The 22,287-nt window shown below is 65.7% G+C and carries 24 protein-coding genes; 13 read left to right on the top strand and 11 right to left on the bottom strand.

Features of this window, described 5'->3' with window-relative positions; translation table 11 throughout:
- Positions 1–4 precede the first annotated feature (4 nt).
- The gene (locus ACT53T_RS01875; protein ID WP_476159703.1) at positions 5–805 is read left to right on the top strand and encodes an enoyl-CoA hydratase-related protein; all 801 of its coding nucleotides are present in this window, start codon (positions 5–7) and stop codon (positions 803–805) included.
- Here ACT53T_RS01875 and ACT53T_RS01870 read toward each other — a convergent pair.
- Positions 781–1,275 carry a hypothetical protein gene (locus ACT53T_RS01870; RefSeq protein ID WP_018267216.1) on the bottom strand — a complete coding sequence of 165 codons (495 nt, stop codon included), beginning with the start codon at positions 1,273–1,275 and terminating at the stop codon, positions 781–783. The genes ACT53T_RS01875 and ACT53T_RS01870 overlap by 25 nt on opposite strands.
- Positions 1,276–1,415: 140 nt before the next feature.
- Between ACT53T_RS01870 and ACT53T_RS01865 the strand changes: the two genes are divergently transcribed.
- Positions 1,416–2,123 carry an SOS response-associated peptidase gene (locus ACT53T_RS01865; protein WP_476159702.1) on the top strand — a complete coding sequence of 236 codons (708 nt, stop codon included), beginning with the start codon at positions 1,416–1,418 and terminating at the stop codon, positions 2,121–2,123.
- Between the two features lie 114 nt (positions 2,124–2,237).
- Positions 2,238–3,182, top strand: coding sequence for a peptidoglycan-binding domain-containing protein (locus ACT53T_RS01860; protein ID WP_476159701.1), 945 nt, complete (start codon positions 2,238–2,240; stop codon positions 3,180–3,182).
- Positions 3,183–3,257: 75 nt separating this feature from the next.
- Here ACT53T_RS01860 and ACT53T_RS01855 read toward each other — a convergent pair whose 3' ends face one another.
- Complete coding sequence (locus ACT53T_RS01855) at positions 3,258–4,883, bottom strand: inorganic phosphate transporter (RefSeq protein WP_476159699.1); 1,626 nt, start codon at positions 4,881–4,883, stop codon at positions 3,258–3,260.
- A 269-nt stretch (positions 4,884–5,152) separates the two neighbouring features.
- Here ACT53T_RS01855 and ACT53T_RS01850 point away from each other — a divergent pair, with 269 nt between their 5' ends.
- Positions 5,153–5,386 carry a hypothetical protein gene (locus ACT53T_RS01850; protein ID WP_018267220.1) on the top strand — a complete coding sequence of 78 codons (234 nt, stop codon included), beginning with the start codon at positions 5,153–5,155 and terminating at the stop codon, positions 5,384–5,386.
- 183 nt (positions 5,387–5,569) lie between these two features.
- Here ACT53T_RS01850 and ACT53T_RS01845 read toward each other — a convergent pair whose 3' ends face one another.
- The 3 genes from ACT53T_RS01845 to ACT53T_RS01835 all read right to left on the bottom strand — a co-directional run bounded on the left by ACT53T_RS01845 (position 5,570) and on the right by ACT53T_RS01835 (position 9,970).
- On the bottom strand, positions 5,570–6,874 hold the full coding sequence (locus tag ACT53T_RS01845; protein ID WP_476159697.1) for a UDP-glucose dehydrogenase family protein: 1,305 nt from the start codon (positions 6,872–6,874) through the stop codon (positions 5,570–5,572).
- Positions 6,875–6,989: 115 nt separating this feature from the next.
- Positions 6,990–9,269 carry an NADP-dependent malic enzyme gene (locus ACT53T_RS01840; protein WP_400770142.1) on the bottom strand — a complete coding sequence of 760 codons (2,280 nt, stop codon included), beginning with the start codon at positions 9,267–9,269 and terminating at the stop codon, positions 6,990–6,992.
- Between the two features lie 140 nt (positions 9,270–9,409).
- Complete coding sequence (locus ACT53T_RS01835; RefSeq protein WP_400770143.1) at positions 9,410–9,970, bottom strand: LemA family protein; 561 nt, start codon at positions 9,968–9,970, stop codon at positions 9,410–9,412.
- 282 nt (positions 9,971–10,252) lie between these two features.
- On the opposite strand from ACT53T_RS01835, the gene def reads away from it, so the two are divergent.
- Genes def through truA form a run of 3 tightly spaced genes read left to right on the top strand, consistent with a single transcriptional unit; the run spans position 10,253 to position 12,538 of the window.
- Positions 10,253–10,798, top strand: coding sequence for a peptide deformylase (gene def, locus ACT53T_RS01830; protein WP_476159695.1), 546 nt, complete (start codon positions 10,253–10,255; stop codon positions 10,796–10,798).
- A 7-nt stretch (positions 10,799–10,805) separates the two neighbouring features.
- The gene (gene fmt, locus ACT53T_RS01825; RefSeq protein ID WP_476159694.1) at positions 10,806–11,735 is read left to right on the top strand and encodes a methionyl-tRNA formyltransferase; all 930 of its coding nucleotides are present in this window, start codon (positions 10,806–10,808) and stop codon (positions 11,733–11,735) included.
- An 11-nt stretch (positions 11,736–11,746) separates the two neighbouring features.
- Positions 11,747–12,538, top strand: coding sequence for a tRNA pseudouridine(38-40) synthase TruA (gene truA, locus ACT53T_RS01820; RefSeq protein ID WP_476159722.1), 792 nt, complete (start codon positions 11,747–11,749; stop codon positions 12,536–12,538).
- Positions 12,539–12,680: 142 nt separating this feature from the next.
- Here truA and ACT53T_RS01815 read toward each other — a convergent pair whose 3' ends face one another.
- Together ACT53T_RS01815 and ACT53T_RS01810 are read right to left on the bottom strand one after the other, a co-directional pair.
- Positions 12,681–12,995, bottom strand: coding sequence for a hypothetical protein (locus tag ACT53T_RS01815; protein ID WP_018267229.1), 315 nt, complete (start codon positions 12,993–12,995; stop codon positions 12,681–12,683).
- An 83-nt stretch (positions 12,996–13,078) separates the two neighbouring features.
- Positions 13,079–13,294: a hypothetical protein gene (locus tag ACT53T_RS01810; RefSeq protein WP_476159693.1), complete on the bottom strand. Its 216-nt coding sequence runs from the start codon at positions 13,292–13,294 to the stop codon at positions 13,079–13,081.
- Positions 13,295–13,308: 14 nt separating this feature from the next.
- Here ACT53T_RS01810 and ACT53T_RS01805 point away from each other — a divergent pair, with 14 nt between their 5' ends.
- Positions 13,309–13,476: a hypothetical protein gene (locus ACT53T_RS01805; RefSeq protein WP_400770150.1), complete on the top strand. Its 168-nt coding sequence runs from the start codon at positions 13,309–13,311 to the stop codon at positions 13,474–13,476.
- Positions 13,477–13,486: 10 nt separating this feature from the next.
- Here the strand turns inward: ACT53T_RS01805 and ACT53T_RS01800 are convergent, their stop codons facing one another.
- On the bottom strand, positions 13,487–14,710 hold the full coding sequence (locus tag ACT53T_RS01800; RefSeq protein WP_476159692.1) for a GNAT family N-acetyltransferase: 1,224 nt from the start codon (positions 14,708–14,710) through the stop codon (positions 13,487–13,489).
- Positions 14,711–14,856: 146 nt separating this feature from the next.
- On the opposite strand from ACT53T_RS01800, the gene ACT53T_RS01795 reads away from it, so the two are divergent.
- Positions 14,857–15,096 carry an FmdB family zinc ribbon protein gene (locus ACT53T_RS01795; protein ID WP_018267233.1) on the top strand — a complete coding sequence of 80 codons (240 nt, stop codon included), beginning with the start codon at positions 14,857–14,859 and terminating at the stop codon, positions 15,094–15,096.
- A 28-nt stretch (positions 15,097–15,124) separates the two neighbouring features.
- Here the strand turns inward: ACT53T_RS01795 and ACT53T_RS01790 are convergent, their stop codons facing one another.
- Together ACT53T_RS01790 and ACT53T_RS01785 are read right to left on the bottom strand one after the other, a co-directional pair.
- Complete coding sequence (locus tag ACT53T_RS01790) at positions 15,125–15,469, bottom strand: VOC family protein (RefSeq protein ID WP_018267234.1); 345 nt, start codon at positions 15,467–15,469, stop codon at positions 15,125–15,127.
- Positions 15,450–15,659 carry a ribbon-helix-helix protein, CopG family gene (locus ACT53T_RS01785; RefSeq protein ID WP_476159689.1) on the bottom strand — a complete coding sequence of 70 codons (210 nt, stop codon included), beginning with the start codon at positions 15,657–15,659 and terminating at the stop codon, positions 15,450–15,452. The genes ACT53T_RS01790 and ACT53T_RS01785 overlap by 20 nt, the downstream gene beginning before the upstream one ends.
- A gap of 98 nt (positions 15,660–15,757) precedes the next feature.
- On the opposite strand from ACT53T_RS01785, the gene ACT53T_RS01780 reads away from it, so the two are divergent.
- From ACT53T_RS01780 to ACT53T_RS01765, 4 genes are all read left to right on the top strand, one after another.
- Positions 15,758–16,708, top strand: coding sequence for a 50S ribosomal protein L11 methyltransferase (locus ACT53T_RS01780; protein ID WP_476159688.1), 951 nt, complete (start codon positions 15,758–15,760; stop codon positions 16,706–16,708).
- Positions 16,709–16,837: 129 nt separating this feature from the next.
- Positions 16,838–17,449 (top strand): N-acetyltransferase family protein, encoded by a 612-nt coding sequence (locus tag ACT53T_RS01775; protein WP_476159687.1) that lies wholly within the window; start codon positions 16,838–16,840, stop codon positions 17,447–17,449.
- 96 nt (positions 17,450–17,545) lie between these two features.
- Positions 17,546–19,360, top strand: coding sequence for an aminopeptidase P family protein (locus ACT53T_RS01770; protein ID WP_476159686.1), 1,815 nt, complete (start codon positions 17,546–17,548; stop codon positions 19,358–19,360).
- Positions 19,361–19,560: 200 nt separating this feature from the next.
- Positions 19,561–20,352: an NAD kinase gene (locus tag ACT53T_RS01765; RefSeq protein WP_476159685.1), complete on the top strand. Its 792-nt coding sequence runs from the start codon at positions 19,561–19,563 to the stop codon at positions 20,350–20,352.
- A gap of 24 nt (positions 20,353–20,376) precedes the next feature.
- Here the strand turns inward: ACT53T_RS01765 and ACT53T_RS01760 are convergent, their stop codons facing one another.
- Positions 20,377–22,254 (bottom strand): phospholipase D-like domain-containing protein, encoded by a 1,878-nt coding sequence (locus ACT53T_RS01760; protein WP_476159684.1) that lies wholly within the window; start codon positions 22,252–22,254, stop codon positions 20,377–20,379.
- Positions 22,255–22,287 lie beyond the last annotated feature (33 nt).

Raw genomic sequence — 22,287 nt, 5'->3', positions numbered from 1 at the left:
GCTCATGAAAAATCGCGAGCAGAATCGTGAGATCCTCGTCCGCCGGGACGGCCCGCTGCTGCGGATCGTCATCGACCGGCCGGCCAAGCGCAACGCGCTCGACAAATCCATGTATGAGGCGATGATCTCCGCTTTCGCCAAGGCCGACGCCGAGGAGGAGATTCGCGCCATCGTGCTGTCGAGCGCCGGCGACGATTTCACCGCCGGCAACGACCTCGAGGATTTCCGCCGCCCGCTGGACAATCCGCATGATTTCCCCGCTCTGCGCTTCGTCCGCGCGCTGGCGGCGTTGCAGACGCCGATCGTCGCCGCAGTGGCGGGCGACGCCATCGGCGTCGGCGTGACCATGCTGTTCCATTGCGATCTCGTCTACGCCTCGCATGGCGCGCGCTTCAAAATGCCTTTCGTCGATCTCGGCGTCATCCCGGAGGCGGCCTCGACGCTGCTGGTCCCGCAGCGCATCGGCCTCGTCAAGGCGACGGAGTTCCTGCTGCTCTGCGACAGCTTCGGGGCGAGCGAGGCGCTGCGCCTCGGCATCGTCAATGCGGTCGCCGGATTCGACGAGGTGGAGGAAATGGCGGTGGAGGCGGCGCGTCGTCTGGCGGCCAAGCCGCGCGCGGCGCTGGCGGCGACACGGCGCCTGCTGCGGGGCGACTCGGCGGCCGTGGCCGCGAGGATAGAGGAGGAGGCGGCGCTCTTCGCGGCCGCTCTGACGATGCGGGAGACGCGCGCGCGGCTCGAGGCGTTTTTCGCCGGCGTCCCGGCCAGCGATCCGCTCGGTCAGTCGTCGGACAATCTGGCGTAGTTCACCAGCCGCGACGCCTTGTAGAGAATGGCGCGCATCTTCTCGCCCGCGCGCGCGCATGTGCCGGCGAGGCGGTCGATATTCTGCGGCGAGCCGGTACGATATTGCAGGCGGACGGAGGCGACGGCGGCGACGGCGATCGTGTCCAGCTCGGCCACATAGGCCTCGAAGCGGCGCTTGAAATCCGGGCTCACTCTGTCATAGGCGGCGAGCGCCGAGTGACGGCCGGGAAGCTGCGAGCGCTCGAAATACTCTTTGTAGGTCACGGGCCGCCAAGCCAGCAGATCCTCGATCAGCTCCGGCATGTGCGGCAGCTGCTCGAGCATCATGACGAGCTCGTTGAACAGGTTGAGATAGTCGTTGGCCAGACCGGACACCGGGCTGATCAACGGCTTGGTCGATGAAAAAGGATTCGGCGCCCGACTGCCGTCGACTTGATCGAGCGTTGCGAATTGCGCGTCAGCGGTCATAGGAAATCCCGATATGTTGGGGTTCATAATGGGCTCCAATTGATAAGAATCTCTTTCCGCCTTCCCGTTGCGATTCCGGGAAGGCGCGGGATTTCCGGCATTTCGCAGCGCAGCGAGAATGGGAAGCATCGAGGGAAGCCATGTGCGGCCGCTACGCCATCACCCTGCCGCCGCAGGCGGCGCGCGACTATTTCGGCTATGTCGATCAGCCGAATTTTCCGCCGCGCTACAATATCGCGCCGACGCAGCCCGTCCCCATCGTGCGGCAGGAGCGCGATCCGCGCGGCGGCGAGGCGCGGCGCTTTCAGCTGGTGCGCTGGGGCTTTCTGCCGGGCTTCGTGAAGGATCCGGCGAGCTTCCCGCTCATCTTCAACGCCCGCGCCGAGAGCGCGCCGGACAAGCCCAGCTTTCGCGCCGCGATGAGGCGGCGGCGCTGCCTCTTCATCGCCGACGCCTATTACGAATGGCGCCGCGACGGCGCCAAGGGCCGGGCGCGGGCGAGCCGGCCCTATCTCTTCCGGCACGCCGATGGAACGCCGCTGGCGCTCGCCGGCCTCTATGAGACATGGATCGGCAGCGACGGCAGCGAGATCGACACCGCCTGCATTCTCACCGTCTCCGCCAATGGCGCGACGGTCGCCATTCACGATCGCATGCCAGCGATATTGACGCCGAAGGATTTCGATCTCTGGCTCGGCCTCGACGAATATGCGGCCGAGGCGGCCTGGCGCCTGCTGGCGCCCGCGCCGGTGGATGCGCTCGAATTCTTCGAGATCGGCCCGGAGGTCAATAAAGCCTCCAATGACGCGCCCTCCATTCAATATAGGCGCGCCGATCTCCTCTCCTGAACGAGGCGGGGATGCGGCGCGGGGAAGAAAAACGCCTTGGCGGCTCTGCGGCCGGTGATATGAATCCCGGTCGTCGCCTGTTTCGACGTGAGAATTTCTCGAAGGGAGTTTGGTATGCGCATAGGCATGCGCGCCGCATTCGCGGCGCTCGGAATCATTCTGGCCTCATCTGTCGGCTCGGCCAGCCTCGCCGGCCCCTATAATCCGGTCGCGCAGGCCGCGCAGTCGAAGCTCGCCGCGCAAGGCTTTGATCCGGGCGTCCTGGATGGCGTCGCCGGGGCCAAGACGACCGCCGCAATCTCCGCCTTCCAGCAGAAATCCGGCCTGCCGCAGAGCGGCGCGCTCGACGCCGCGACGCTGGAAAAGCTCGGCGTCGGCGTCTCGACGACGAAGCCGGTCGCCGATTGGATCGCCGTTCCGACGCAGGAGGAGATCGACAAGCTCGCCGCCGGCAAGAATAATCCGGCCCAGCCCTACAGCAATTATCTGCCCAACGCCCCGGCGGCCGGCCTGTCGCTGCCCGGCGCGGCCATTCTCGCGGCGATGAACCAGAGCGCGGATGTCTATGGCAGCCGCCGCGCCGGCGAGCCCAAGCATACGGATCAGGGCTATCAATATACGGCCGACTGCCTGAAGACGAATTACGCGCCGACCGATTGGTCGGACATAACCATCCATTATTATTGCCAAATGTCGAAGCCGCGCGCCTGCTACACTTATGCGCTCTCCGGCAAGTCGACTCCGGCCGGGTTCAAATATCAGCGCCCTGCGGCCTATCGCGGCTGCGCGGACGGAAAGCTGAAAGAGGCCGCCGATTTCGTCGCCTTCGTTCCGAAGACGCAGGCGCTGGTCTTTCAATATGTGATGTTCGGCCAGACGCACGCTTTCGATCACGAGCAGGAGCAGGCGATCATCAACGCTTTCTATGGCGTGAAGAATCCCGCCGACAAGGCCGAATGCGCCGCCAAGCGCCCGCGCCGCACCGAGGATCCGACCGACGGCACGCATTGCCTCGTGAGCAAGATCTTGACGCCGCGCCTCGCCGGCAAGGGCGATTGAGAGCAGGACGCAGGAACAAGAATAAGCAGGAATAAGAGAGAGGGGCCCCGAAGGCCCCTCTCTTTTTTTGCCGCGTCACATCACCTGACGCAGCACGAAGTAGAGCGAAGCCGACAGCAATATGGCGGCGGGGAGCGTCAGCACCCAGGCCATCAGCAGCTTCTGGATCGTCGCCATCTGCACGCCGGCGCCATTGGCGGCCATCGTGCCGGCGACGCCGGAGGACAGCACATGCGTCGTCGAGACCGGCAGGCCATACATGTCGGCGGCGGCGATGGTGCCGGCGGCGACCAGCTCGGCCGAGGCGCCCTGGCCATAGGTCAGATGCTGCTTGCCGATCTTCTCGCCGACGGTGACGACGATGCGTTTCCAGCCGATCATCGTGCCGAGGCCGAGCGCGATGGCGACGGAGATCTTCACCCACAGCGGAATGAATTTCGTCGCCTGATCGATCTGGTCCTTATAGTCCTTCAGCACTTTCTTGTCGGCGTCGCTCAGTTCCGCGGCCTTGTCCTTGGCGAGGAAGCGCAGCGCCTCGGAGACGAGATAAATGTCGTTTCGCGTGTTGCCGACGGCGGCGAAGGGGATTTTCGAGATCGAGCCATAGCTCTCGATCTGATGCGAGATGTCGCGGATCAGCACGGCGAGCGACGGATAGGTCCCCTCGTTGATCTGATGCTGGGCGACGTAATTCGTCACCGCCGGGCGCGGATCGCCGAGGACGTTATAGCCCGCGGCCTTCGTCTCCACGACCTTCGACGCCGCTTGCGAAGCCTGCGTGAAGCTCGCCAGATGGCTCGCCGGAAGCGCGCGATTGAGCGCATAGGAGGTGGGCACCGTGCCGATGAGGATCAGCATGATGAGGCCCATGCCCTTCTGGCCGTCATTGGAGCCATGGGCGAAGGAGACGCCCGTGCAGGTGAGGATCAGCAGGCCGCGAATCCACAAGGGCGGCGCCGCCTGGCCCTTGGGCTCGGTGTAGAGCTCCGGCTTGCGGACGAGGAATTTCATCACCAGCAGCAGCAGCGCCGCGGCGCCGAAGCCGAACAGCGGCGACAGCAGCAGCGAATAGCCGATATCGGTGGCCTTGCCCCAATCGACGCCCGACGTTCCATCACGGCCGCGCATGAGGGCGTTGGCGACGCCGACGCCGATGATGGAGCCGATCAGCGTGTGCGAGGAGGAGGCCGGCAGGCCGAGCCACCAGGTTCCGAGGTTCCAGACGATCGCGGCGATGAGCAGCGCGAACACCATGGCGAAGCCGGCCTGCGAGCCCACCTGCAGAATGAGTTCCACCGGCAGCAGCGACACGATGCCGAAAGCGACCGCGCCCGTGGAGAACAGCACGCCGAGGAAGTTGAAGAAGCCCGACCACACCACGGCGACCGGCGCCGGCATGGAATGGGTGTAGATGACCGTCGCCACGGCGTTGGCGGTGTCGTGGAAGCCGTTCACGAACTCGAAGCCGAGCGCGATGAGCAGCGCCACGCCGAGCAGGAGGAAAGGCAGATAATTGGTGACCGGCGCGCCGGACTCCAGAATATCCTTGTAGATGCTCCACGCCGTGAAGGCGAGGCCGAGCGCGATGACCGCGAGGAAGATGAGAAGCGCACGTAGGTCGAGCTTGTGATCGAGCTTCGGCTTCGGACTGTGAGAGTCGGCGCTTTCGCGCAGATCGACGCTCGAGGCAACGGATGTCATAACTTGCTCCTCGCAACTGAAAGGCGAGAATATTCAACAATTGGAAACGACAGGCGTGTGACGGCGGAGGCTCTGCGCGGTTCAGAGCAGAAATTCTTCGCCGTGGGACGATCCGACAATGCGTTCGTTCTCTCGTCGTGGTTCTGTTAAAAGAACATTCTATTTGACATAACGAACAAATCGCTAGAGCCTACAGGCTCGCAAAGCGATGCGCCGCGCGCCCAAAGTGGTCGTGACGGGCCGCGCGCCGCCGAGAAGGAGGCCTTAAAATGTCCGACGCCTATATCATCGAGCTCGGCGAGGAAGCCGTCGGCGTGATCGCCCGCGACGCCAAGGGCTATCGCTTCTATGCGGCGAAACAGTCCTTCCGTCCGCTGGAGGGGCGTCTGTTCCAATCGGCCGAGAATGCGCGCAGCGCGGCGCTGGAACTGCGGCGCGAATCGCCGCCGCGCCTCTCCGCGCTCACCTCGCTCGGCCTCGTCGCGCAGCAGGGGCGCGGTTGAGCGGCGCTTCGGATCGTTTCACGCGGCGGCCCCGCATTCCCGGCCGGGCCTCTGGCCCGCCGGGAATGACGGCGTTTTTTTAACGTCATTCCGGCTCAGATCGAGCTGGAATGACTTTCTATCTCTTCATTCGATCCGTGTTTTCTTCACGCGAAACGGTTCCCACTTCGCTCGAAAACACGCTCACGCCCGGCCGACGCTCGTATAGTCGAAGCCACGCTTACGAATATCGGCGGCGCGATAGATGTTGCGCAGATCGACGATCACCGGCGTCTTCAGCAGCGTCTTGATGCGGTCGAGATCGAGCGCGCGGAACGCGTCCCATTCGGTGACGATGACCAGCGCATCCGCGCCTTCCGCCGTCTGATAGGGATCCTCGCAGAAGGTCACTTCCGGCATCAGCGGCTTCGCCTGGCTCATGCTCTCGGGATCATAGGCGTAGACCTTGGCGCCGTCGCCGGCGAGCGAGGCCACTATGGCGAGCGAGGGCGCGTCGCGCATATCGTCGGTGTTGGGCTTGAAGGCGAGGCCGAGCAGGCCGATCTTCTTGCCGCGCACCGAGCCGCCGAGCGCCGAGATCACCTTGCGGGCCATGGCGCGCTTGCGGGAATCGTTGACCGCCACCACCGTCTCGACGATGCGCAGCGGCGCGGCGTAGTCCTGCCCCGTCTTCAGCAGGGCGAGCGTGTCCTTGGGGAAGCAGGAGCCGCCATAGCCCGGCCCGGCGTGCAGGAACTTCGAGCCGATGCGGTTGTCGAGGCCGATGCCGCGCGCGACCTCCTGCACATCCGCGCCCACGCGCTCGCAGAGATCGGCGATCTCGTTGATGAAGGTGATCTTGGTCGCGAGAAAGGCGTTGGCCGCATATTTGGTGAGCTCGGAGGTGCGGCGGCCTACGAAGACCAGCGGCGGCTGGTTGAGGCTCAGCGGCCGGTAGATTTCCGACATCACCTCGCGGGCGCGCTCGTCCTCGACGCCGATGACGACGCGGTCCGGGCGCTTGAAATCCTCGATCGCCGCGCCCTCGCGCAGAAACTCTGGATTGGAGACGACGGCGAAATCTGCCCTAGGATTGACCTCGCGGATGAGGCGCTCGACCTCGTCGCCCGTGCCGACCGGGACGGTCGATTTGTTGACGATGACGGTGAATTTGTCGAGCGCGCGGCCGATGGTCTCGGCGGCGGCGTAGACATAGGAGAGGTCGGCGTGGCCGTCGCCGCGGCGCGACGGCGTGCCGACGGCGATGAAGACGGCGTCCGCGCCGCGCACGGCCGGGGTGAGATCGGTGGTGAAGAACAGACGGTTCTGCTTCACATTATTGGCGACGAGCTCGTCCAGGCCGGGCTCGTAGATCGGAATCTCGCCGCGCAGCAGGCGCTCGATCTTGGAGGCGTCGCTGTCGACGCAGGTCACGACATGGCCGAAATCGGCGAAGCAGGCGCCGGAAACGAGGCCGACATAGCCCGATCCGATCATTGTGATGTTCATCGTCTCTCGTCTTTCGCTCGGTCCAAAGGATTGTCACTGCAACGCAATTATTTCGTCGCCATGACAAAAACGTCTTTTTGGCGCGGCCGCCGCGCCCGGTCGGGGAGCCGCCGCCCTAACCCCCGACCCCGAAAGCGGCCAGAGCGGCCATATTGACGATATCGGCGTCGGTCGCGCCCAATTGAACGATTTGGATCGGCTTGTCGAGCCCGACGATCAAAGGACCGAGCACCGTCGCCCCGCCCAGCTCCTGCAGCATTTTGGTGGAGATGGAGGCGGAGTGAAAGGCCGGCATGACCAAAACATTGGCGGTGTCGCTGAGACGCGAGAACGGATAGGCCGCCATGGCTTGACGGCTGAGCGCGACATCCGCCGCCATCTCGCCCTCATATTCGAAATCCACCCGCCGGGAATCGAGCACCCGAACCGACTCGTGCATGCGGGCCGTGCGCTCGCCCGGCGGATAGCCGAAAGTGGAGAAGGCGAGCATGGCGACGCGCGGCTCGAGGCCGATGCGCCGCGCCACCCCCGCCGCCTCTATCGCTATGTCGGCGAGATCGGCGGCCTCCGGCATTTCGGTGATCGCCGTGTCGGCGACGACGACGATGCGCCCATGCGCCAGCACCAGCGAGGCGCCGATCAGCCTGTGCCCGGGCTTCTGATCGACGACATGGCGCACATCCTCGAGCGCATTGGAGAAATTGCGGGTGACGCCGGTCACCATGGCGTCGGCGTCGCCCTGCGCCACCATGGCCGCGGCGAAATGATTGCGGTCGGTGTTGATGAGACGCTGACAGTCGCGGAACAGAAAGCCCTTGCGCTGCAGGCGCTCGAACAGAAATTGCGCATAGACGCCATTGCGCGAGGAGAGCTTGGCGTTGTGCACTTCTATGTGATCGCCGAGCTCGAGGCCGGCGTTGCGCGCGGTCTGCGCGACGCGATCCTCGCGTCCGACGAGTATGGCGCGCCCCAATCCCTGCGTGACGAAAGAGAGCGCGGCGCGAATGACCTGCTCCTCCTCGCCCTCGGCGAAGACGACGCGCTTGGGATCGCGCCGCACGCGATCATAGATCGTGTGCATCAGCCCGGCGATCGGATCGCGCCGCGCGGAGAGCTCGGCGCGATAGGCGTTCATATCGACGATCGGATGGCGCGCGACGCCCGAATCCATCGCCGCTTTGGCGACGGCCGGCGACACGATGGAGATGAGGCGCGGATCGAATGGCGCGGGGATGAGATAGTCGCGGCCGAAGCGCGGCCGCGCGCCCTGATAGGCGTTGGCCACCTCGTCCGGCACGTCCTCGCGCGCCAGCTCGGCGAGCGCCTTCGCCGCGGCGATCTTCATCTCCATGTTGATGGTCTTGGCGCGCACGTCGAGCGCGCCGCGGAAGATATAGGGAAAGCCCAGAACATTGTTGATCTGGTTCGGATAGTCGGAGCGTCCCGTGGCGACGATGGCGTCCGGCCGCGCGGCCAGCGCCTCCTCCGGCGTGATCTCGGGATCGGGATTGGCCATTGCGAAGATGATCGGATCGGGCGCCATCGTCTTCAGCATCTCGGGCGTCAGCGCGCCTTTCACCGAGAGGCCGAAGAATATGTCGGCGCCGTCCAGCGCCTCGGCCAGCGTGCGCGCGTCAGTGTCCACCGCATGCGCGCTCTTCCATTGATTCATGCCTTCGGAGCGGCCGCGATAGACGACGCCCTTGGTGTCGCAGAGCGTGACATTCTGCGGCGCGAATCCTATCGCCTTGGCGAGATCGAGACAGGCGATGCCCGCGGCCCCCGCGCCATTGCAGACGAGGCGCGTGTTCTTGATGTCGCGGCCGGTGAGATGCAGCGCGTTCAACAGGCCGGCGCTGGAGATGATCGCGGTGCCGTGCTGATCGTCGTGAAAGACGGGAATGTCCATCAATTCGCGCAGGCGCTCCTCGATGATGAAGCATTCCGGCGCTTTGATGTCCTCGAGATTTATGCCGCCGAAGGAGGGGCCGAGATAGCGCACGGCGGCGATGAAGGCCTCCACCTCCTGCGTGTCGATCTCGAGGTCGATGGAGTCGATATCGGCGAAACGCTTGAACAGCGTCGCCTTGCCTTCCATCACAGGCTTGGCCGCCAGCGCGCCGAGATTGCCGAGGCCGAGGATCGCCGTGCCATTGGTGATGACGGCGACCATATTGCCCTTGACGGTATAGTCATAGGCGAGGGAGGCGTTCTCGGCGATGGCCAGCACGGGCGCGGCGACGCCCGGCGAATAGGCGAGCGAGAGATCGCGCTGCGTCGCCATGGGCTTGGTGGGCACGACGGCGATTTTGCCGGGCCGCCCGCGGGAATGGTAGAGCAGGGCCTCCTTGTCGGTGAAGACCGGACGTTCGCGCTTCGGAGGCTTATCCGCCATTTTTCCCCCTCTCGTTCCGAATCATCGGATTGCCGGGGGCAGTTAGCAAGAGGTTTGCGACGACAATATGCCGAAGCTCCGGGCGGCGGCCCGAGGCCCCTCGCCCGGCGAGGCGGAACCGCCGGGCGGGGAGACGCGCCCTAGAACTGCACCTTGGGGGTCTCCTGGACGGCCTTGCGCTCGCCCTCCTCGAGATTGAAGAACTCCTGCGGGACAAAGCCGAAGGAGCCGGCGAAGAAAGCGGCCGGAACGCTCTCGCGCGCGGCGTTGTATTCGGCCGCGGCGTTGTTGAAGAAACGCCGCGACGCCGCGATCTTGTTCTCCACGTCGGACAGCTCGCTCTGCAGCTGCTGGAAATTCTGATTGGCTTTCAGATCGGGGTAATTCTCGGCCAAGGCGAACAGCCGGCCGAGCACGCCATTGAGCGCGCTCTCGGCGACGGCCTGCGCCTGCGGGCCATTGGCCGCCACCGCCTTGTTGCGGGCCGCGACGACCTCCTCGAGCGTGCCGCGCTCATGGGCGGCGTAGCCCTTCACCGTCTCCACCAGATTGGGGATGAGATCGTGCCGCTGCTTCAGCTGCACGTCTATGTCCGAGAAAGCCTGACGGCAGCGCTGGCGCAGCGTCACCAGGCCGTTATAGGAGCCGATGAGCCAGAGGCCGGCGAGAACCAATACGCCGAGAAGAACGAGAGCGGTCATTTGGGGCTCCTTGATCCTCCCGCCGCGCGGTCAGCGGCGGAATGCGCCAAGTCGTATCCGGCTTTCGCGACCCGCGAAAGTGCGCGGGCGCACAGCCCTGCGAGCCTGCGGGAATGCGCGAAACCTCGATGATCGTCCCGGGGCTTCCGATATCTTACATTGCGGAGCGAAGCGGAATATAATCTGCGACAAAGCCGCGCCGGCGTCCATTTGACGGAGACGGGGCGCATCCCTATTTCGAGCGAGAAACCCTCGACCGCGAGACCTTCAGGCGCGACAGCAATGGCCATTCGTCCCATCATCACCCTGCCCGATCCGCGGCTGCGGCTCGTCTCCGAGCCGGTCGCGACCTTCGATGGCGAGCTTCAGCAGCTTCTCGACGATATGCTCGAGACCATGTACGAGGCCCCCGGCGTGGGCTTGGCGGCGATCCAGATCGCCGTGCCCAAGCGCATCGTGGTCGCCGACGCGACGCGCGGCGACGAGCCGAAGAATCCGATGTTCTTCATCAATCCCGAGATCGTCTGGGTCTCCGAGGAGCTGTTCGTCTATCAGGAGGGCTGCCTCTCGGTCCCCGATTATTTCGAGGATGTGCAGCGCCCGGCGCGCGTGCGCGTGCGCTATCTCGACCGCGCCGGCGCGACGCAGGAGATCGAGGCCGACGGACTGCTCGCCACCGTGCTCCAGCACGAGATCGACCATCTCGAGGGCGGGCTGTTCATCGACCATCTCTCCCGGCTGAAGCGCGAGCGCGTGGTGAAGAAATTCGCCAAGGCCGCGGCGCGCGCCGCTCCGCCCGCTCCCGTCGCCGACAAGGTCGAGGCGTAACGCCCAAATGCGCGTCGTCTTCATGGGCACGCCCGATTTCGCCGCGCCTCTGCTCCAGAAAATCGTCGCCGACGGCCATGAGGTCGCGGCCGTCTACACGCGCGCGCCAGCCCCGGCCGGCCGCGGCATGGAGCTGAAGCTCTCGCCCGTCCATCGACTGGCCGAGACGCTCTCCATCCCCGTCTTCACGCCCAAGAGCTTCAAGAACGCCGAGACCATCGGCGCCTTCGCCGATCTCGAGGCAGATGTCGCGGTGGTCGCCGCCTATGGGCTCATTCTGCCGCAGGCGGCGCTGGACGCGCCGCGTTTCGGCTGCCTCAATCTGCACGGCTCGCTGCTGCCGCGCTGGCGCGGCGCGGCGCCGATCCAGCGCGCGGTGATGGCCGGAGACGCCGAGACCGGCGTGATGGTGATGAAGATGGAGGCCGGGCTCGACACCGGCCCCGTCGCCGCGACGGCGCGCGTCGCCATAGGCGAGGATATGACGACGGGCGAATTGCACGACGCCCTCGCCGCCGCCGGCGCCGAGCTGATGGCCAAATCGCTGCGCGATCTCTCTTTAGGAGGCCTCTCCTTCACGCCACAGGCGGAGGAGGGCGTGACTTACGCGCAGAAGATCGACAAGAGCGAGAGCCGCATCGACTGGCGGCGCCCGGCGCGGGAGATTCACAATCTCGTGCGCGGGCTCTCGCCCTTTCCCGGCGCCTTCTTCGAGAGCGATCTCGGCCATGGCGTCGAGCGCGTGAAAGTGCTGCGCACAAAGCTGGAGACAGGCGCTGGCGCGCCCGGCGCGGCGCTCGACGACAAGGGCCTCATCGCCTGCGGCGAGGGCGCCATTCGGCTGATCGAGGCGCAGCGCAGCGGCAAGGCCCCCATGGCCATTGCGGAATTTCTGCGCGGCCGCCCGCTCGCGCCGGGCATGACGCTGGCGGCGTGACAGTGACGACGATATCCGACACAGGCGCCCCGCCTCCCCCTGACGGGGAGGGTGGGCGCGCGGCATTCCGCTACGCTCTCACCATCGAATATGACGGCTCGCCCTTCGTCGGCTGGCAGCGGCAGGAGAATGGCGTGTCCATCCAGCAGCGGCTGGAGGAGGCGGTCGCCGCGCTCGAGCATGGCGCGCGGCGCGTGCTGCATGGCGCCGGGCGCACCGACGCCGGCGTGCACGCGCTGGGGCAGGTCGGCCATGTCGATCTCTCGCGCGAGTGGCGCGAGGATCGCCTGCGCGATGCGCTCAACGCCCATTTGCGGCCGTCGCCCATCGCCGTGCTGGAGACGCGCCGCGTCGCGCCGACATTCGAGGCGCGCTTCTCCGCCATTCAGCGGCATTATCGCTATGTGATCGACAATCGCCGCGCGCCGCTGACGCTGCAGCTCGGCCGCGCCTGGCATGTGAAGCGCCCGCTGGACGCACAGGCCATGCACGCGGCCGCGCAGGCGCTGGTCGGCCGGCATGATTTCACGACATTCCGCTCGACCGAATGTCAGGCCAACTCGCCGGTGCGGACGCTGGAGCGGCTCGATGTGCGGCGCATAGGCGACGTCATAGAGATCGTCACCTCGGCGCGGTCATTCCTGCACAATCAGGTGCGCTCGCTGGCCGGCTCGCTGGAGCATGTCGGCTCCGGCAGATGGAGCGCCGACGATCTGCGCGCGGCGCTCGAGGCGAAGGACAGGACCCGCTGCGGTCAGGTCGCCCCGCCGCATGGGCTCTATCTCGTCGCCGTCGATTATTGAGGCTGCGACGCCCCCTCCCTCACCCTCCCCCGCTTAGCGGGAGAGGAGATGGCGGGCGTTACGCGAACTCTCGATGAAACGCGGAAACTGCTCCCTCTCCCGCAAAGCGGGGAAGGGTCGGGGAGAGGGCCGCCTCTCCGGCTTACTCTATGCCCGCCTCACGATTGCGCATGTTGATGGCGTTGCGCAGCTGCTCGTTGATCGCGACCGGATCGGTCGGCGAGGGCTTGGCCTGCAGCAGCGCGCCACGCACCAGGGAGGCCTCCTCGGCCGTCAGAACCACCGGGCCGGCCATGAAGGCCGCGTTGGGCAGCGTGTGCAGAATCCTCAAGCGATTGGGATGGTCCTTGACCTCGACGACGCGATCGGCGACCGGCTTGCCGTCCACACAGACATAAGGACCGATGACTTCGACTTTGTGGCCATCGTCGGTATTTCTGATGAAAGTCGTTTGCATTGTCGTCGCCACTCGTGCTGGATTGAACTTCGCGCAAAATGGCAGCAAGTTTCGTGCCGGCTAGACGGCTGGAAACGAATACTCTAGCGGAGCCGCCTGGTCGGCCGAACGAGCGCCGCGACGAGCAGCCCGCCGAGACAAAAAGCCGCCGCGAGCTCGACCAAAAGCATGCCGAATCCGAAGGCGGGCGGCATTTCCCCGCTGTCCGGCGCGGGCGGCGGGGCGTAAAACAGAGACAGAGCCATTCCCGCCGCGCCGATCAGCGCGAGGAAGAGGCAGAAGCCGACAAAGAGCCGCAAGATCGAGCCCAGCTATGACCGAGGAAGGAAAGAAGCGCCGCCAGCCGCCCCCGCCGCCCAAGAAGAACGCCGCGGCGCTGGCCGCCGCGCTGAGGGCCAATCTGCGCCGACGCAAGGCGGCAGCGCAATCGCCGAACGAAGGGGAAAAGGGAGAAACTGCGAAAACCCCGCCCGCGGACTGATCGCACGTCTTCAGGCTTCGGAGCCGCCCTCTTCCTCGCGGCGGAAGGGCAGGCTCGCCTCATAATCGGCGATGGCCTCGTCCACGGCCACTTTCTCGCGCGAGAGAAACTCGACCACCGCGGTCCGCAGCCGCGCGTCGGCGAAATCATGCGCCGAATGGGTGGCGACGGGCCGATAGCCGCGCGCCAGCTTGTGCTCGCCCTGGGCGCCGGCCTCCACGCGCTTATAGCCGTGGCGAATGGCGTATTCGATCGCCTGATAATAGCAGACCTCGAAATGCAGAAAGGGCCGCTCCTCCAGCGCGCCCCAATTGCGGCCGTAAATGGCGTCGTCGCCGAGAAAATTGATCGCCCCGGCGATGTAATGCCCATCGCGCCGCGCCATCACCAGGAGGATGCGGTCCGCCATGGTCTCGCCGATGCGATCGAAGAAATCGCGCGTCAGATAGGGCCGCCCCCATTTGCGCGCGCCCGTGTCCATATAGAAGGCGTAGAATTTCTCCCAATGCGCGGGCTCTATGTCCGCGCCGGTCAGAAGATCGATCGAGACGTCGTCGCCCAGCGCGTCGCGGCGCTCGCGCTTGATCGTCTTGCGCTTGCGCGAGGAGAGCGCGGCGAGGAAATCGTCGAACTCCCGGTAGCCTTCGTTGAAGAAATGAAACTGCTCGCCGGCGCGCGGCGCGAAGCCCTCGGCCGCCAGGGCCCCGACCTCGCCCTCTGTCGCGAAGGTGACATGGATGGAGGAGGCCTCCGCCGCCTGGCGCAACGCGCGCAGAGCATGGATCAGGCCCGGCAGCGCGCCTTCCGGCGCGTCGCGGGCGACGAGCAGCCGCCGCCCCGTCGCCGGGGTGAAGGGAACCGCGACCTGCACCTTGGGATAATAGCGCCCGCCGGCGTTCTCATAGGCCTGAGCCCAGCCGAAATCGAAGACATATTCTCCCATGCTGTGCATCTTCACATAGGAGGGCGCGGCCGCGACGAGGCGTCCCTCGGCGTCTTCCAATATCGTGTAGAGCGGCGTCCAACCGCTGCGTCCGCCGACCGATTTGGAGCGCTCCAGCGCCAGCAGAAAGGCGCTGGAGATAAATGGATTGTGCCGCTCGCCGCCGGCCTCCTCGGCGGTGAGGCCGGGCGGATTGGCGAGCGCGTCCCAGGCCGCTGCGTCGATCTGCTCGAGCGTTGGGATGAAACGGGCCGTCAGACGAGCCGAGGACGTCCTTTGATCTGAGCACATGGCGCCCGCGGTTTTGAAAGAGAGCTGCACACTCTACGCAAAGCGAAAGACGTTCCAATCGGCTTTTTGCTCGCGCGTCGCCGGCACGGTTATTGCTTCAAAATTAGGCGCCTGTGTGCCGACGAGAGGAATGGACGAGGAAACGAATGCCGCTCTACTCCTATGAATGCCAAGATTGCCATGCGGAGTTCGAACTGCTGGTCAGCGCTTCGGACACGCCCGTCTGCCCATCTTGCGGAAGCGAGAAATTGCAGCAGCAGGTCGCCAAAATCTGCGTCGAGATCAAATATCCCGCCATCGCCAAATCCTGGCGCAAGGCGGCCGCCGCCGAGGGCGAGCTGTCCAATTTCAGCAAGAAGGAAATTCAAGCGAAGCCGAAGAGCTGACGCGCCTTCGGCTCTTTCGCTCGGGGCGTCAGCGTCCGGCTGGCGCCTGCAGGCTCCATATCCGCCCGTCGGGATCGCGGATGGTCATTTCCCGCGTTCCCCAATGCGTATCCGCAAAGGGCGAGACGATGTCGATCGACGGGTCGAGGCGAAACGCCTCCTCGTCGGCGACATTCAAGACCAGGCGCGTCTGCGGCGTCTCGCTCTCGGGAATTTCGGCGATGAAGAGATAAGGGCCGGCGCCGTTGCGGAGCTGGCCGGAGTTGTGATCCGTCTCGAACTCCAGCGCGTAGCCGAGAGACTGGAAGAATTTCGCCGCTTTGCCCCAATTGTGGGTGGTCAGGAAAATGGCTTCAACGCCCTTTGTCGTCATCTCGGCTCTCCTCTTTTGGTGAGTGGGCGGCTTGCTCGCGCGCGTCGAGATATTGGCGCAGCGCGGCGGCGACCAAGGCCGAGAGGGATTGCTCCGTCTCTATGGCGTGGTGCTTGACCCGCCGGATCAGCCCGAGCGGCAAATACACGTTGAACTGCTTGACCTCGTCATCCGCCATAATTGCTAGCATACTAACATTCTAGCGAATGTCGAGCCCTGATCGCAGCGCTGGCCGACTTGACGGACGGAGCCGGATGACGGCGCGGCGTGGGCGTGCTAAGCGCGCACATGCTCGAAGGACTTCCCCCCAATGGCGCCAGCCACGGCCTGCGCCTCGTCTGCGACCAAACATCCGCGCGCGCCATCGCCGATCTCGTGGTCGAGACTTTCGACCCGGCCGAGACCGCGGCCACGGCTTTCGAGGAGCCGGATGAAAAAAGCTGGGCCGTCGAGGTCTATTTCGGCGATCCGCCCGACGAAGCGCAGATTCGCGCGCTGATCGAGGCCGCCGCCGGCGCGGAGGCCGCCGCGGCCGCGCAATTTTTCGAGATTTCGCAGAAGGATTGGGTGGGCGCTTCGCTCGAAGGGCTGCGGCCGGTGCGCGCCGGACGCTTCCTGGTCCATGGCTCGCACGATCGCGGCCGCGTCGGCGCGAGCGACATCGGCATTGAGATAGAGGCGGCGCTGGCCTTCGGCACCGGCCACCACGGCACAACGCTCGGCTGCCTGCTGACTCTCGCGGAAATCTGCAAGCAGCGGCGCCCGCAGAATGTGCTGGATGTGGGGACGGGCACCGGCGTGCTCGCCATCGCCGCCGCGCGCCTGCTGCGACAGCCCATCGCCTGCGGCGATATCGATCCTGTGGCGGTGGAGACGGCGGGCGTCAACGCCCGCTTCAACGGCGTCGGCGATCTGGTGCGGCCGGTCATCGCCGTGGGCGTGCGCCATCCTGCGCTCGCGCCGGACCGTTATGACCTGATCTTCGCCAATATTCTCGCCAAGCCACTGCGTCTGCTCGCGCCCAAGATCGTCGCCGTCGCCGCGCCGGGGGCCGAGCTCGTGCTCTCCGGCCTGCTGGCGCGCGATGTGCCGGGCGTGCTCTCCGCCTATCGCGCGCAGGGCTTTTCGCTGGCGAAGCGCCGCGACATAGACGGCTGGGCGACCCTGCTGCTGCGCAGCGGCGGCGCCGCGCCCCGGCCCGATTGGCGCCTGCCCGACGACGAAGACGACGAGGACTGAAGGAACGGCGTCATTTCGGCATGGAGCGTGGATCGCGCGCGCCGTGACGAACGCCGAAGCGGCTGCGATTCGCAAATCGGCGCGCGCCTTGCTACGCGAAGCGCGACGAAAGAGGATGCGACCGCGACCATGGCGCTGACGATCCGCCGGCTCACGACCGCCGACGCCGCCGAGTTCCACGCTCTGCGGCAGGAGGGGTTTCGCCTGCACGAGCGCGAGTTTCGCTTCGCGCCGGAGGATGAGGCGCATCTCACGCTCGAGAATGTCGCGGCGCGGCTGGCGCATGATTTCGTCGTCGGCGCTTTCGAGGGCGAGACGCTGCACGGCGTCGCCGGGCTCGCGGGCTTCGCCGGCGCCAAGACGAAGCACAAGGCGCTGCTCTGGGGCATGTATCTGCGCGAGCGCCACAGAGGCGCCGGCGGCGCCGACGCGCTGATGGCCGCGCTGCTGGAACATGCGCGCGCGACATATGAGATCGTCACGCTGACCGTGATGCGCGACAATGCGAGAGCGCTGCGTTTCTACGAGCGTTGGGGATTTACGATCTATGGCGTCGAGCCGGCGTCCGTGAAGACGGCGCAGGGCGCCTATCTCGATGAAGCGCTGATGGCGTTGCGGCTCGCCTCTAGAGTGTTTTCGAGCGAAGTGGGAACCGGTTCGCGTGAAGAAAACACGACAGACCAAGGAGATCTAGAGTCGCTCCGGTTCAATCTGAACCGGAGCGACTCTAGCGCTATTTGAATTGCATGTTCTTTTCCGAAAACCGCTTCGCACTTTTCGGGAACATGCAGGCGCCGCTATATTGCCGCAGAGCGGGGAAGGGCATAGGTTCGAGACATGTTCGAGAGCAGATTCCAGAGCTTTGCCGACGACGCCTGCGGGCAGGACAGCGCGGAGCGCCTCGCGGCTCTGCGCGCCGAGCTCGCGCGGCTCGAGATCGACGGCTTCATCGCGCCCCGCGCCGATGAGCATCAGAACGAATATGTGCCCAAATCGGCGGAACGCCTCGCCTGGCTCACCGGCTTCACCGGCTCGGCCGGCGTCGTCGTCGTGCTCGCCGACAAAGCCGCGCTATTCGTCGACGGACGCTATACGCTGCAGGCGCCCGAGCAGGTGGACACGAAACGCGTCGCCGTTCTCGACATCGCCAAGACGGCGCCCTCGCGCTGGCTGACCGAGACCGCGAAGCAAGGCGCGCGCATCGGCTATGATCCTTGGGTGCATACGCCCGCGCAGATCGAGCGCTACGCCAAGGCGCTGGAGAGCAAGGGCGTCACGCTGGTTCCGCTCGAGCGCAATCCGATCGACGCTGTTTGGACCGATCGGCCACAGCCGCCGCAAAGCGCCATAACGCTCTATCCGCCGCGGCTCGCGGGCGTCGCCGCCAAGACGAAGATCGCGCGCGTGCGCAAGGCGCTCGGCGAGGCGGATGCGCTGCTCGTCTCCGATCCGCATGCGCTCGCCTGGCTGTTCAATCTGCGCGGCGCCGATGTCGCCTATACGCCGATCGCGCTGGCATTCGCCGTCCTTCCCAAGGAAGGCAAGCCACTGCTCTATGTCGATCCCGCCAAGCTCTCGGCGAAGACGAGAAGCGGCCTCGAAGGCCTCGTCGATATCTATGAGGCGGCGGAGATCGTCGAGGATCTCGCCGACGCCGGCGCGCGCGGACTGACGATCTTGTTCGACGGGGCGACCGCGCCGGCGAAGCTCGTCGAGCTCTTCCGCAACAAGGGCGGCGAGCCCAAGCTCGGCGACGATCCGATCGCGCTGCTCAAAGCGATCAAGAACGACATTGAGCTCGAAGGCGCGCGCGCCGCGCATTTGCGCGACGGCGTGGCGCTGACGCGCTTTCTCGCCTGGTTCGCGGAGACGGCGCCCAAAGGAAAGCTCACGGAAATCTCCGCCGCTCAAGCGCTCGAGACCTTCCGCCGCGAGAGCGGCGAGCTGCGCGATCTCTCCTTCCCCACCATCTCCGCCTTCGGCCCGCACGCCGCCATTCCGCATTATCGCGTGACCGAGGCGAGCGATCTGCGCATCTCGCGCGGCTGCTATCTCGTCGATTCCGGCGCGCAATATCTCGACGGCACCACGGATGTGACGCGCACTATCGGCGTCGGCCGGCCGCCCAAGCAATTGCGCGAGCATTTCACCCGCGTGCTGCAGGGCCATATCGGCGTCGCCCGCGCCGTATTTCCCGTGGGCGTCAGCGGCGCGCAGCTCGACGCTTTCGCGCGCCGCAGCCTGTGGGAGGCGGGGCTCGATTTCGACCATGGCACGGGCCATGGCGTCGGCGCCTATCTCTCCGTCCACGAGGGGCCGCAGCGTATCTCCAAGCTCGGGACGACGCCCTTGCAGCCGGGCATGATCCTCTCCGACGAGCCGGGATATTATCGCGCCGGCGAATATGGCATTCGCCTCGAGAATCTGATCGTCGTCGAGACGCGAGAGATCGAAGGCGCCGAGCGCGAGATGCTCGGCTTCGAGACGCTCACCCTCGCGCCTTTCGATCTCGCCCTCGTCGATCCGAAGCTCTTGAGCGTCGAGGAGACGCGCTGGCTCAACGCCTATCACGCGCGCGTGCGCGCGGAATTGTCGCCGCATCTCGACGCCAAGACGCGCAAATGGCTCGCGCAGGCGACGCGCAAGCTCTGACGCGAAGGTCGCGCTGCGCGCTCACCCTCCCCTTTAGGGGGAGGGTCGGCCGGCGATAGCCGGACGGGGTGGGGTTCACCGGCAAAGACTAGCGCTCGCCTGCGGCGCGGCGTCGCCTCCCGTTTCCTTCCGACTTCGCCGGGTGTATGGAGTTCGGCCTTCGCCGCCGCCAGCGCGGCCCCGCCGAGCCAGGTCCACCCATGTCCGAGTCCGGCGAACCGCCGAACAATCACAAGCATCTCGCCTTTCTCTCCTCCGGCACGCCGGAGGCCGATGAGGCGCGGGCGCGGCTCGTCGCCAAATATGGCGAGGTTCCGCCGGAGGAGGCCGATTGCATCGTCGCGCTCGGCGGCGACGGCTTGATGCTGCGCACGCTGCATCGCTTCATGGGCGCCGGCAAGCCGATCTACGGCATGAACCGCGGCTCGGTCGGCTTTCTGATGAATGAATATCGCGAGAGCGGGCTGCGCAAGCGCATCGCGGAAGCCAAGCCCTCGATCATCCATCCGCTGCTGATGCGCGCCACCAACACGCATGGCGACGAATTCGCCGCCCATGCGATCAACGAGGTCTCGCTGCTGCGCCAGAGCTCGCAGATCGCCAAGCTGCGCATATTGGTGAATGGCAAGGAGCGCCTGCCGGAGCTCATCACCGACGGCGTGCTGGTGGCGACGCCGGCCGGCTCCACCGCCTACAACCTTTCCGCCAACGGTCCCATATTGCCGCTGGACGCGCCTTTGATGGCGCTGACGCCGATCTCCGCCTTTCGCCCGCGGCGCTGGCGCGGCGCGCTGCTGCCGGACGCCGCCAAGGTGCGGCTCGAGGTGCTGGAGGCGGAGAAGCGCCCGGTCTCCGTCGTCGCCGATCACGACGAATTCCGCGACGCGCTGCAGGTCGACATCGAGATGGATCACGGCGCCGATCTCATCCTCCTGCACGACGCCGGCCATTCTCTGGAAGAGAGAATATTGCGCGAGCAGTTCGGCTATTGAGCGCGCTTTCGTCCAGCGCCGGCTCTATCGCCGCCGCCGCGTGGTCGTCGCTCCCGCTATCGTCCTCGCGCGCCCGGCCTGCGTCGCCGGCGCGACGGAAGCGCTGGCGCTGAGCCAAAAGCGCAGCTCGGGCGAGGTCGGCGCGCCGTTCACGAAATAGCGATCCTGCCAATCGGGCGTCGGATCGAGCGGACGGCCGAACTTGTCCTTCTCGCGATGCAACCAATAGCGCCACGCATAATGATCGTAGATGTCGAGCACATGGCAGGCATAGGCCTCGGCGAGACCGCGATGTCCCTGAACGACAAGGAAATTCTCATCATTGTTGTGGGAGGCGCGATTGCCGAGATTATGTGAGCCGGTCACGACGACGCAATCATCGTCGAAAGGATCGATGACGACGATCTTGTCGTGAATGATCGCATGGCCCGCCTTGGCCAGCTCGGCTTCCCATTGTCCGAAGGCGTCGTCCGCGCCCACATGGCCCGCTGGAATCGCGCGATAATCGATCGGGTCCTTTTGCGCGCCATGGCCGGTTTTCTCGCCGATGACCGCGACCTCGCCATCGGGCGCGTCGGCGTCGCGCTCGCCTTTCAGCGCCGCGGCGAAATTGCTGGCGCGCTGCGGGCTGGTCAGCGCGCCGCGCACGAAGAGCTTCGGATCGGCGCGCAGCGCCTCGCCGGCGACATCGAGAATGGAGACATTGCCGGGATCGAAAGCGAGAAACAATATCGCATGCTTCGCCTTGCGCATGAGATCGAAGACGAATTCCATATCGTCTGCTTTTTCGTGGCTATGCGCGCTCCAGAGCGTCTTCGTGCTCGGCGAGAAGAGCACATGCGCCTTCGCCCCGCCGTCGAGGACGACGGGCGCGGTCATGGCCTGCTCGTTCTGCGCTCTCACAAAGCCGCGAAAGGCCGGGCTCTGGAACTTTCCGCTGCGCGCGGCGTCGCCCGTGTCCTTCTCGAGCTGGTCCCAATAGGCTTGGTAGAGCGCCGCGACATCGGCATTCTCGACAATGAGCGCATTATTGGTCTGCGCGGCGAGCGCATTCATCGTCCAATTGGTGGAGCCGGTGAGAACCGCAGCGGGATGTCCGCCCTCCTTCAGCAGCAGGAATTTATTGTGCGGAATATGCTGGTCGGGAAGGATGCGGTCGATGACGGCCACGCCGGCTTTCTTCAGCGCGGCGCGATCGGCGGCGTCCTTGTCCTCGTTCACCTCCTTGGCCGCGCCTTTTCCGACCGTCTCGCGCTCATTGCCGAGAATGATCGCGCGCTTCGCCGGATCGCCGTGGTCGACGGCGCCGAGCCGCGCCTCCAATCCCTTGGGATCGCTGAGCTCGTAGAGCGCGCCGCGAATCTCGCCGCCGTCGCGATCGGCGCGATCGAGCAGCGAGACGAGGCCCTCCGGCAATTGGCCGGCGAGCGTCCGCCGCAGGCTGTCGTTCGGATCGGCGAGATGACGCATGAGCCGATCGACGCTCGGCGTTCCGAGCGCCTTGGTCACCGCCTGCGTGGCGACGATGCCGCGATTGAAATAGACCTCGAACGAGCCGCGCTCGGGCGTCAGAACGATGGCGTTGGTGACGAGCGGATCGACGCCCGCGAGCGGGGTCAAATGGCCGGGCGCGCCGCCCAGCGCGACGATCTCATAGCGATAGAGAACGCCGCGCTCGGCGCCGAGATCCTTCCACCAGAATTTCTGCACCGGCGCTTGCTCGGTCGTCTGATGCTCGACGACGGGCGCCTTCTCGAAGCGCGCCATCGCTGGGAGCGGCGCCTTGCTATTGGCGTGGACGTCGACGCGATAGACGGCGAAGCCGAGGCAGCCGTCGAGCTTGTGATCGAAGGTCCAAGCCACGACGGCAATGTCATTATTGGAAAAGGCGAGCGCTTTCATGAAATCGGCCTCGTTCAGAAATTATCGAACGGC

The organism is Methylosinus sp. DMC45 (genome assembly GCF_056313885.1).
The sequence above is the reverse complement of the archived record's forward strand: the minus strand, read 5'-3'. Positions and strand labels throughout refer to the sequence as shown.

Coding starts and splice junctions, on each gene's coding strand:
- ACT53T_RS01875 (WP_476159703.1), top strand. CDS start 5: ATGAAAAATCGCGAGCAGAATCGTGAGATCCTCGTCCGCCGGGACGGC.
- ACT53T_RS01870 (WP_018267216.1), bottom strand. CDS start 1,275: ATGACCGCTGACGCGCAATTCGCAACGCTCGATCAAGTCGACGGCAGT.
- ACT53T_RS01865 (WP_476159702.1), top strand. CDS start 1,416: ATGTGCGGCCGCTACGCCATCACCCTGCCGCCGCAGGCGGCGCGCGAC.
- ACT53T_RS01860 (WP_476159701.1), top strand. CDS start 2,238: ATGCGCATAGGCATGCGCGCCGCATTCGCGGCGCTCGGAATCATTCTG.
- ACT53T_RS01855 (WP_476159699.1), bottom strand. CDS start 4,883: ATGACATCCGTTGCCTCGAGCGTCGATCTGCGCGAAAGCGCCGACTCT.
- ACT53T_RS01850 (WP_018267220.1), top strand. CDS start 5,153: ATGTCCGACGCCTATATCATCGAGCTCGGCGAGGAAGCCGTCGGCGTG.
- ACT53T_RS01845 (WP_476159697.1), bottom strand. CDS start 6,874: ATGAACATCACAATGATCGGATCGGGCTATGTCGGCCTCGTTTCCGGC.
- ACT53T_RS01840 (WP_400770142.1), bottom strand. CDS start 9,269: ATGGCGGATAAGCCTCCGAAGCGCGAACGTCCGGTCTTCACCGACAAG.
- ACT53T_RS01835 (WP_400770143.1), bottom strand. CDS start 9,970: ATGACCGCTCTCGTTCTTCTCGGCGTATTGGTTCTCGCCGGCCTCTGG.
- def (WP_476159695.1), top strand. CDS start 10,253: ATGGCCATTCGTCCCATCATCACCCTGCCCGATCCGCGGCTGCGGCTC.
- fmt (WP_476159694.1), top strand. CDS start 10,806: ATGCGCGTCGTCTTCATGGGCACGCCCGATTTCGCCGCGCCTCTGCTC.
- ACT53T_RS01815 (WP_018267229.1), bottom strand. CDS start 12,995: ATGCAAACGACTTTCATCAGAAATACCGACGATGGCCACAAAGTCGAA.
- ACT53T_RS01805 (WP_400770150.1), top strand. CDS start 13,309: ATGACCGAGGAAGGAAAGAAGCGCCGCCAGCCGCCCCCGCCGCCCAAG.
- ACT53T_RS01800 (WP_476159692.1), bottom strand. CDS start 14,710: ATGTGCTCAGATCAAAGGACGTCCTCGGCTCGTCTGACGGCCCGTTTC.
- ACT53T_RS01795 (WP_018267233.1), top strand. CDS start 14,857: ATGCCGCTCTACTCCTATGAATGCCAAGATTGCCATGCGGAGTTCGAA.
- ACT53T_RS01790 (WP_018267234.1), bottom strand. CDS start 15,469: ATGACGACAAAGGGCGTTGAAGCCATTTTCCTGACCACCCACAATTGG.
- ACT53T_RS01785 (WP_476159689.1), bottom strand. CDS start 15,659: ATGCTAGCAATTATGGCGGATGACGAGGTCAAGCAGTTCAACGTGTAT.
- ACT53T_RS01780 (WP_476159688.1), top strand. CDS start 15,758: ATGCTCGAAGGACTTCCCCCCAATGGCGCCAGCCACGGCCTGCGCCTC.
- ACT53T_RS01775 (WP_476159687.1), top strand. CDS start 16,838: ATGGCGCTGACGATCCGCCGGCTCACGACCGCCGACGCCGCCGAGTTC.
- ACT53T_RS01770 (WP_476159686.1), top strand. CDS start 17,546: ATGTTCGAGAGCAGATTCCAGAGCTTTGCCGACGACGCCTGCGGGCAG.
- ACT53T_RS01765 (WP_476159685.1), top strand. CDS start 19,561: ATGTCCGAGTCCGGCGAACCGCCGAACAATCACAAGCATCTCGCCTTT.
- ACT53T_RS01760 (WP_476159684.1), bottom strand. CDS start 22,254: ATGAAAGCGCTCGCCTTTTCCAATAATGACATTGCCGTCGTGGCTTGG.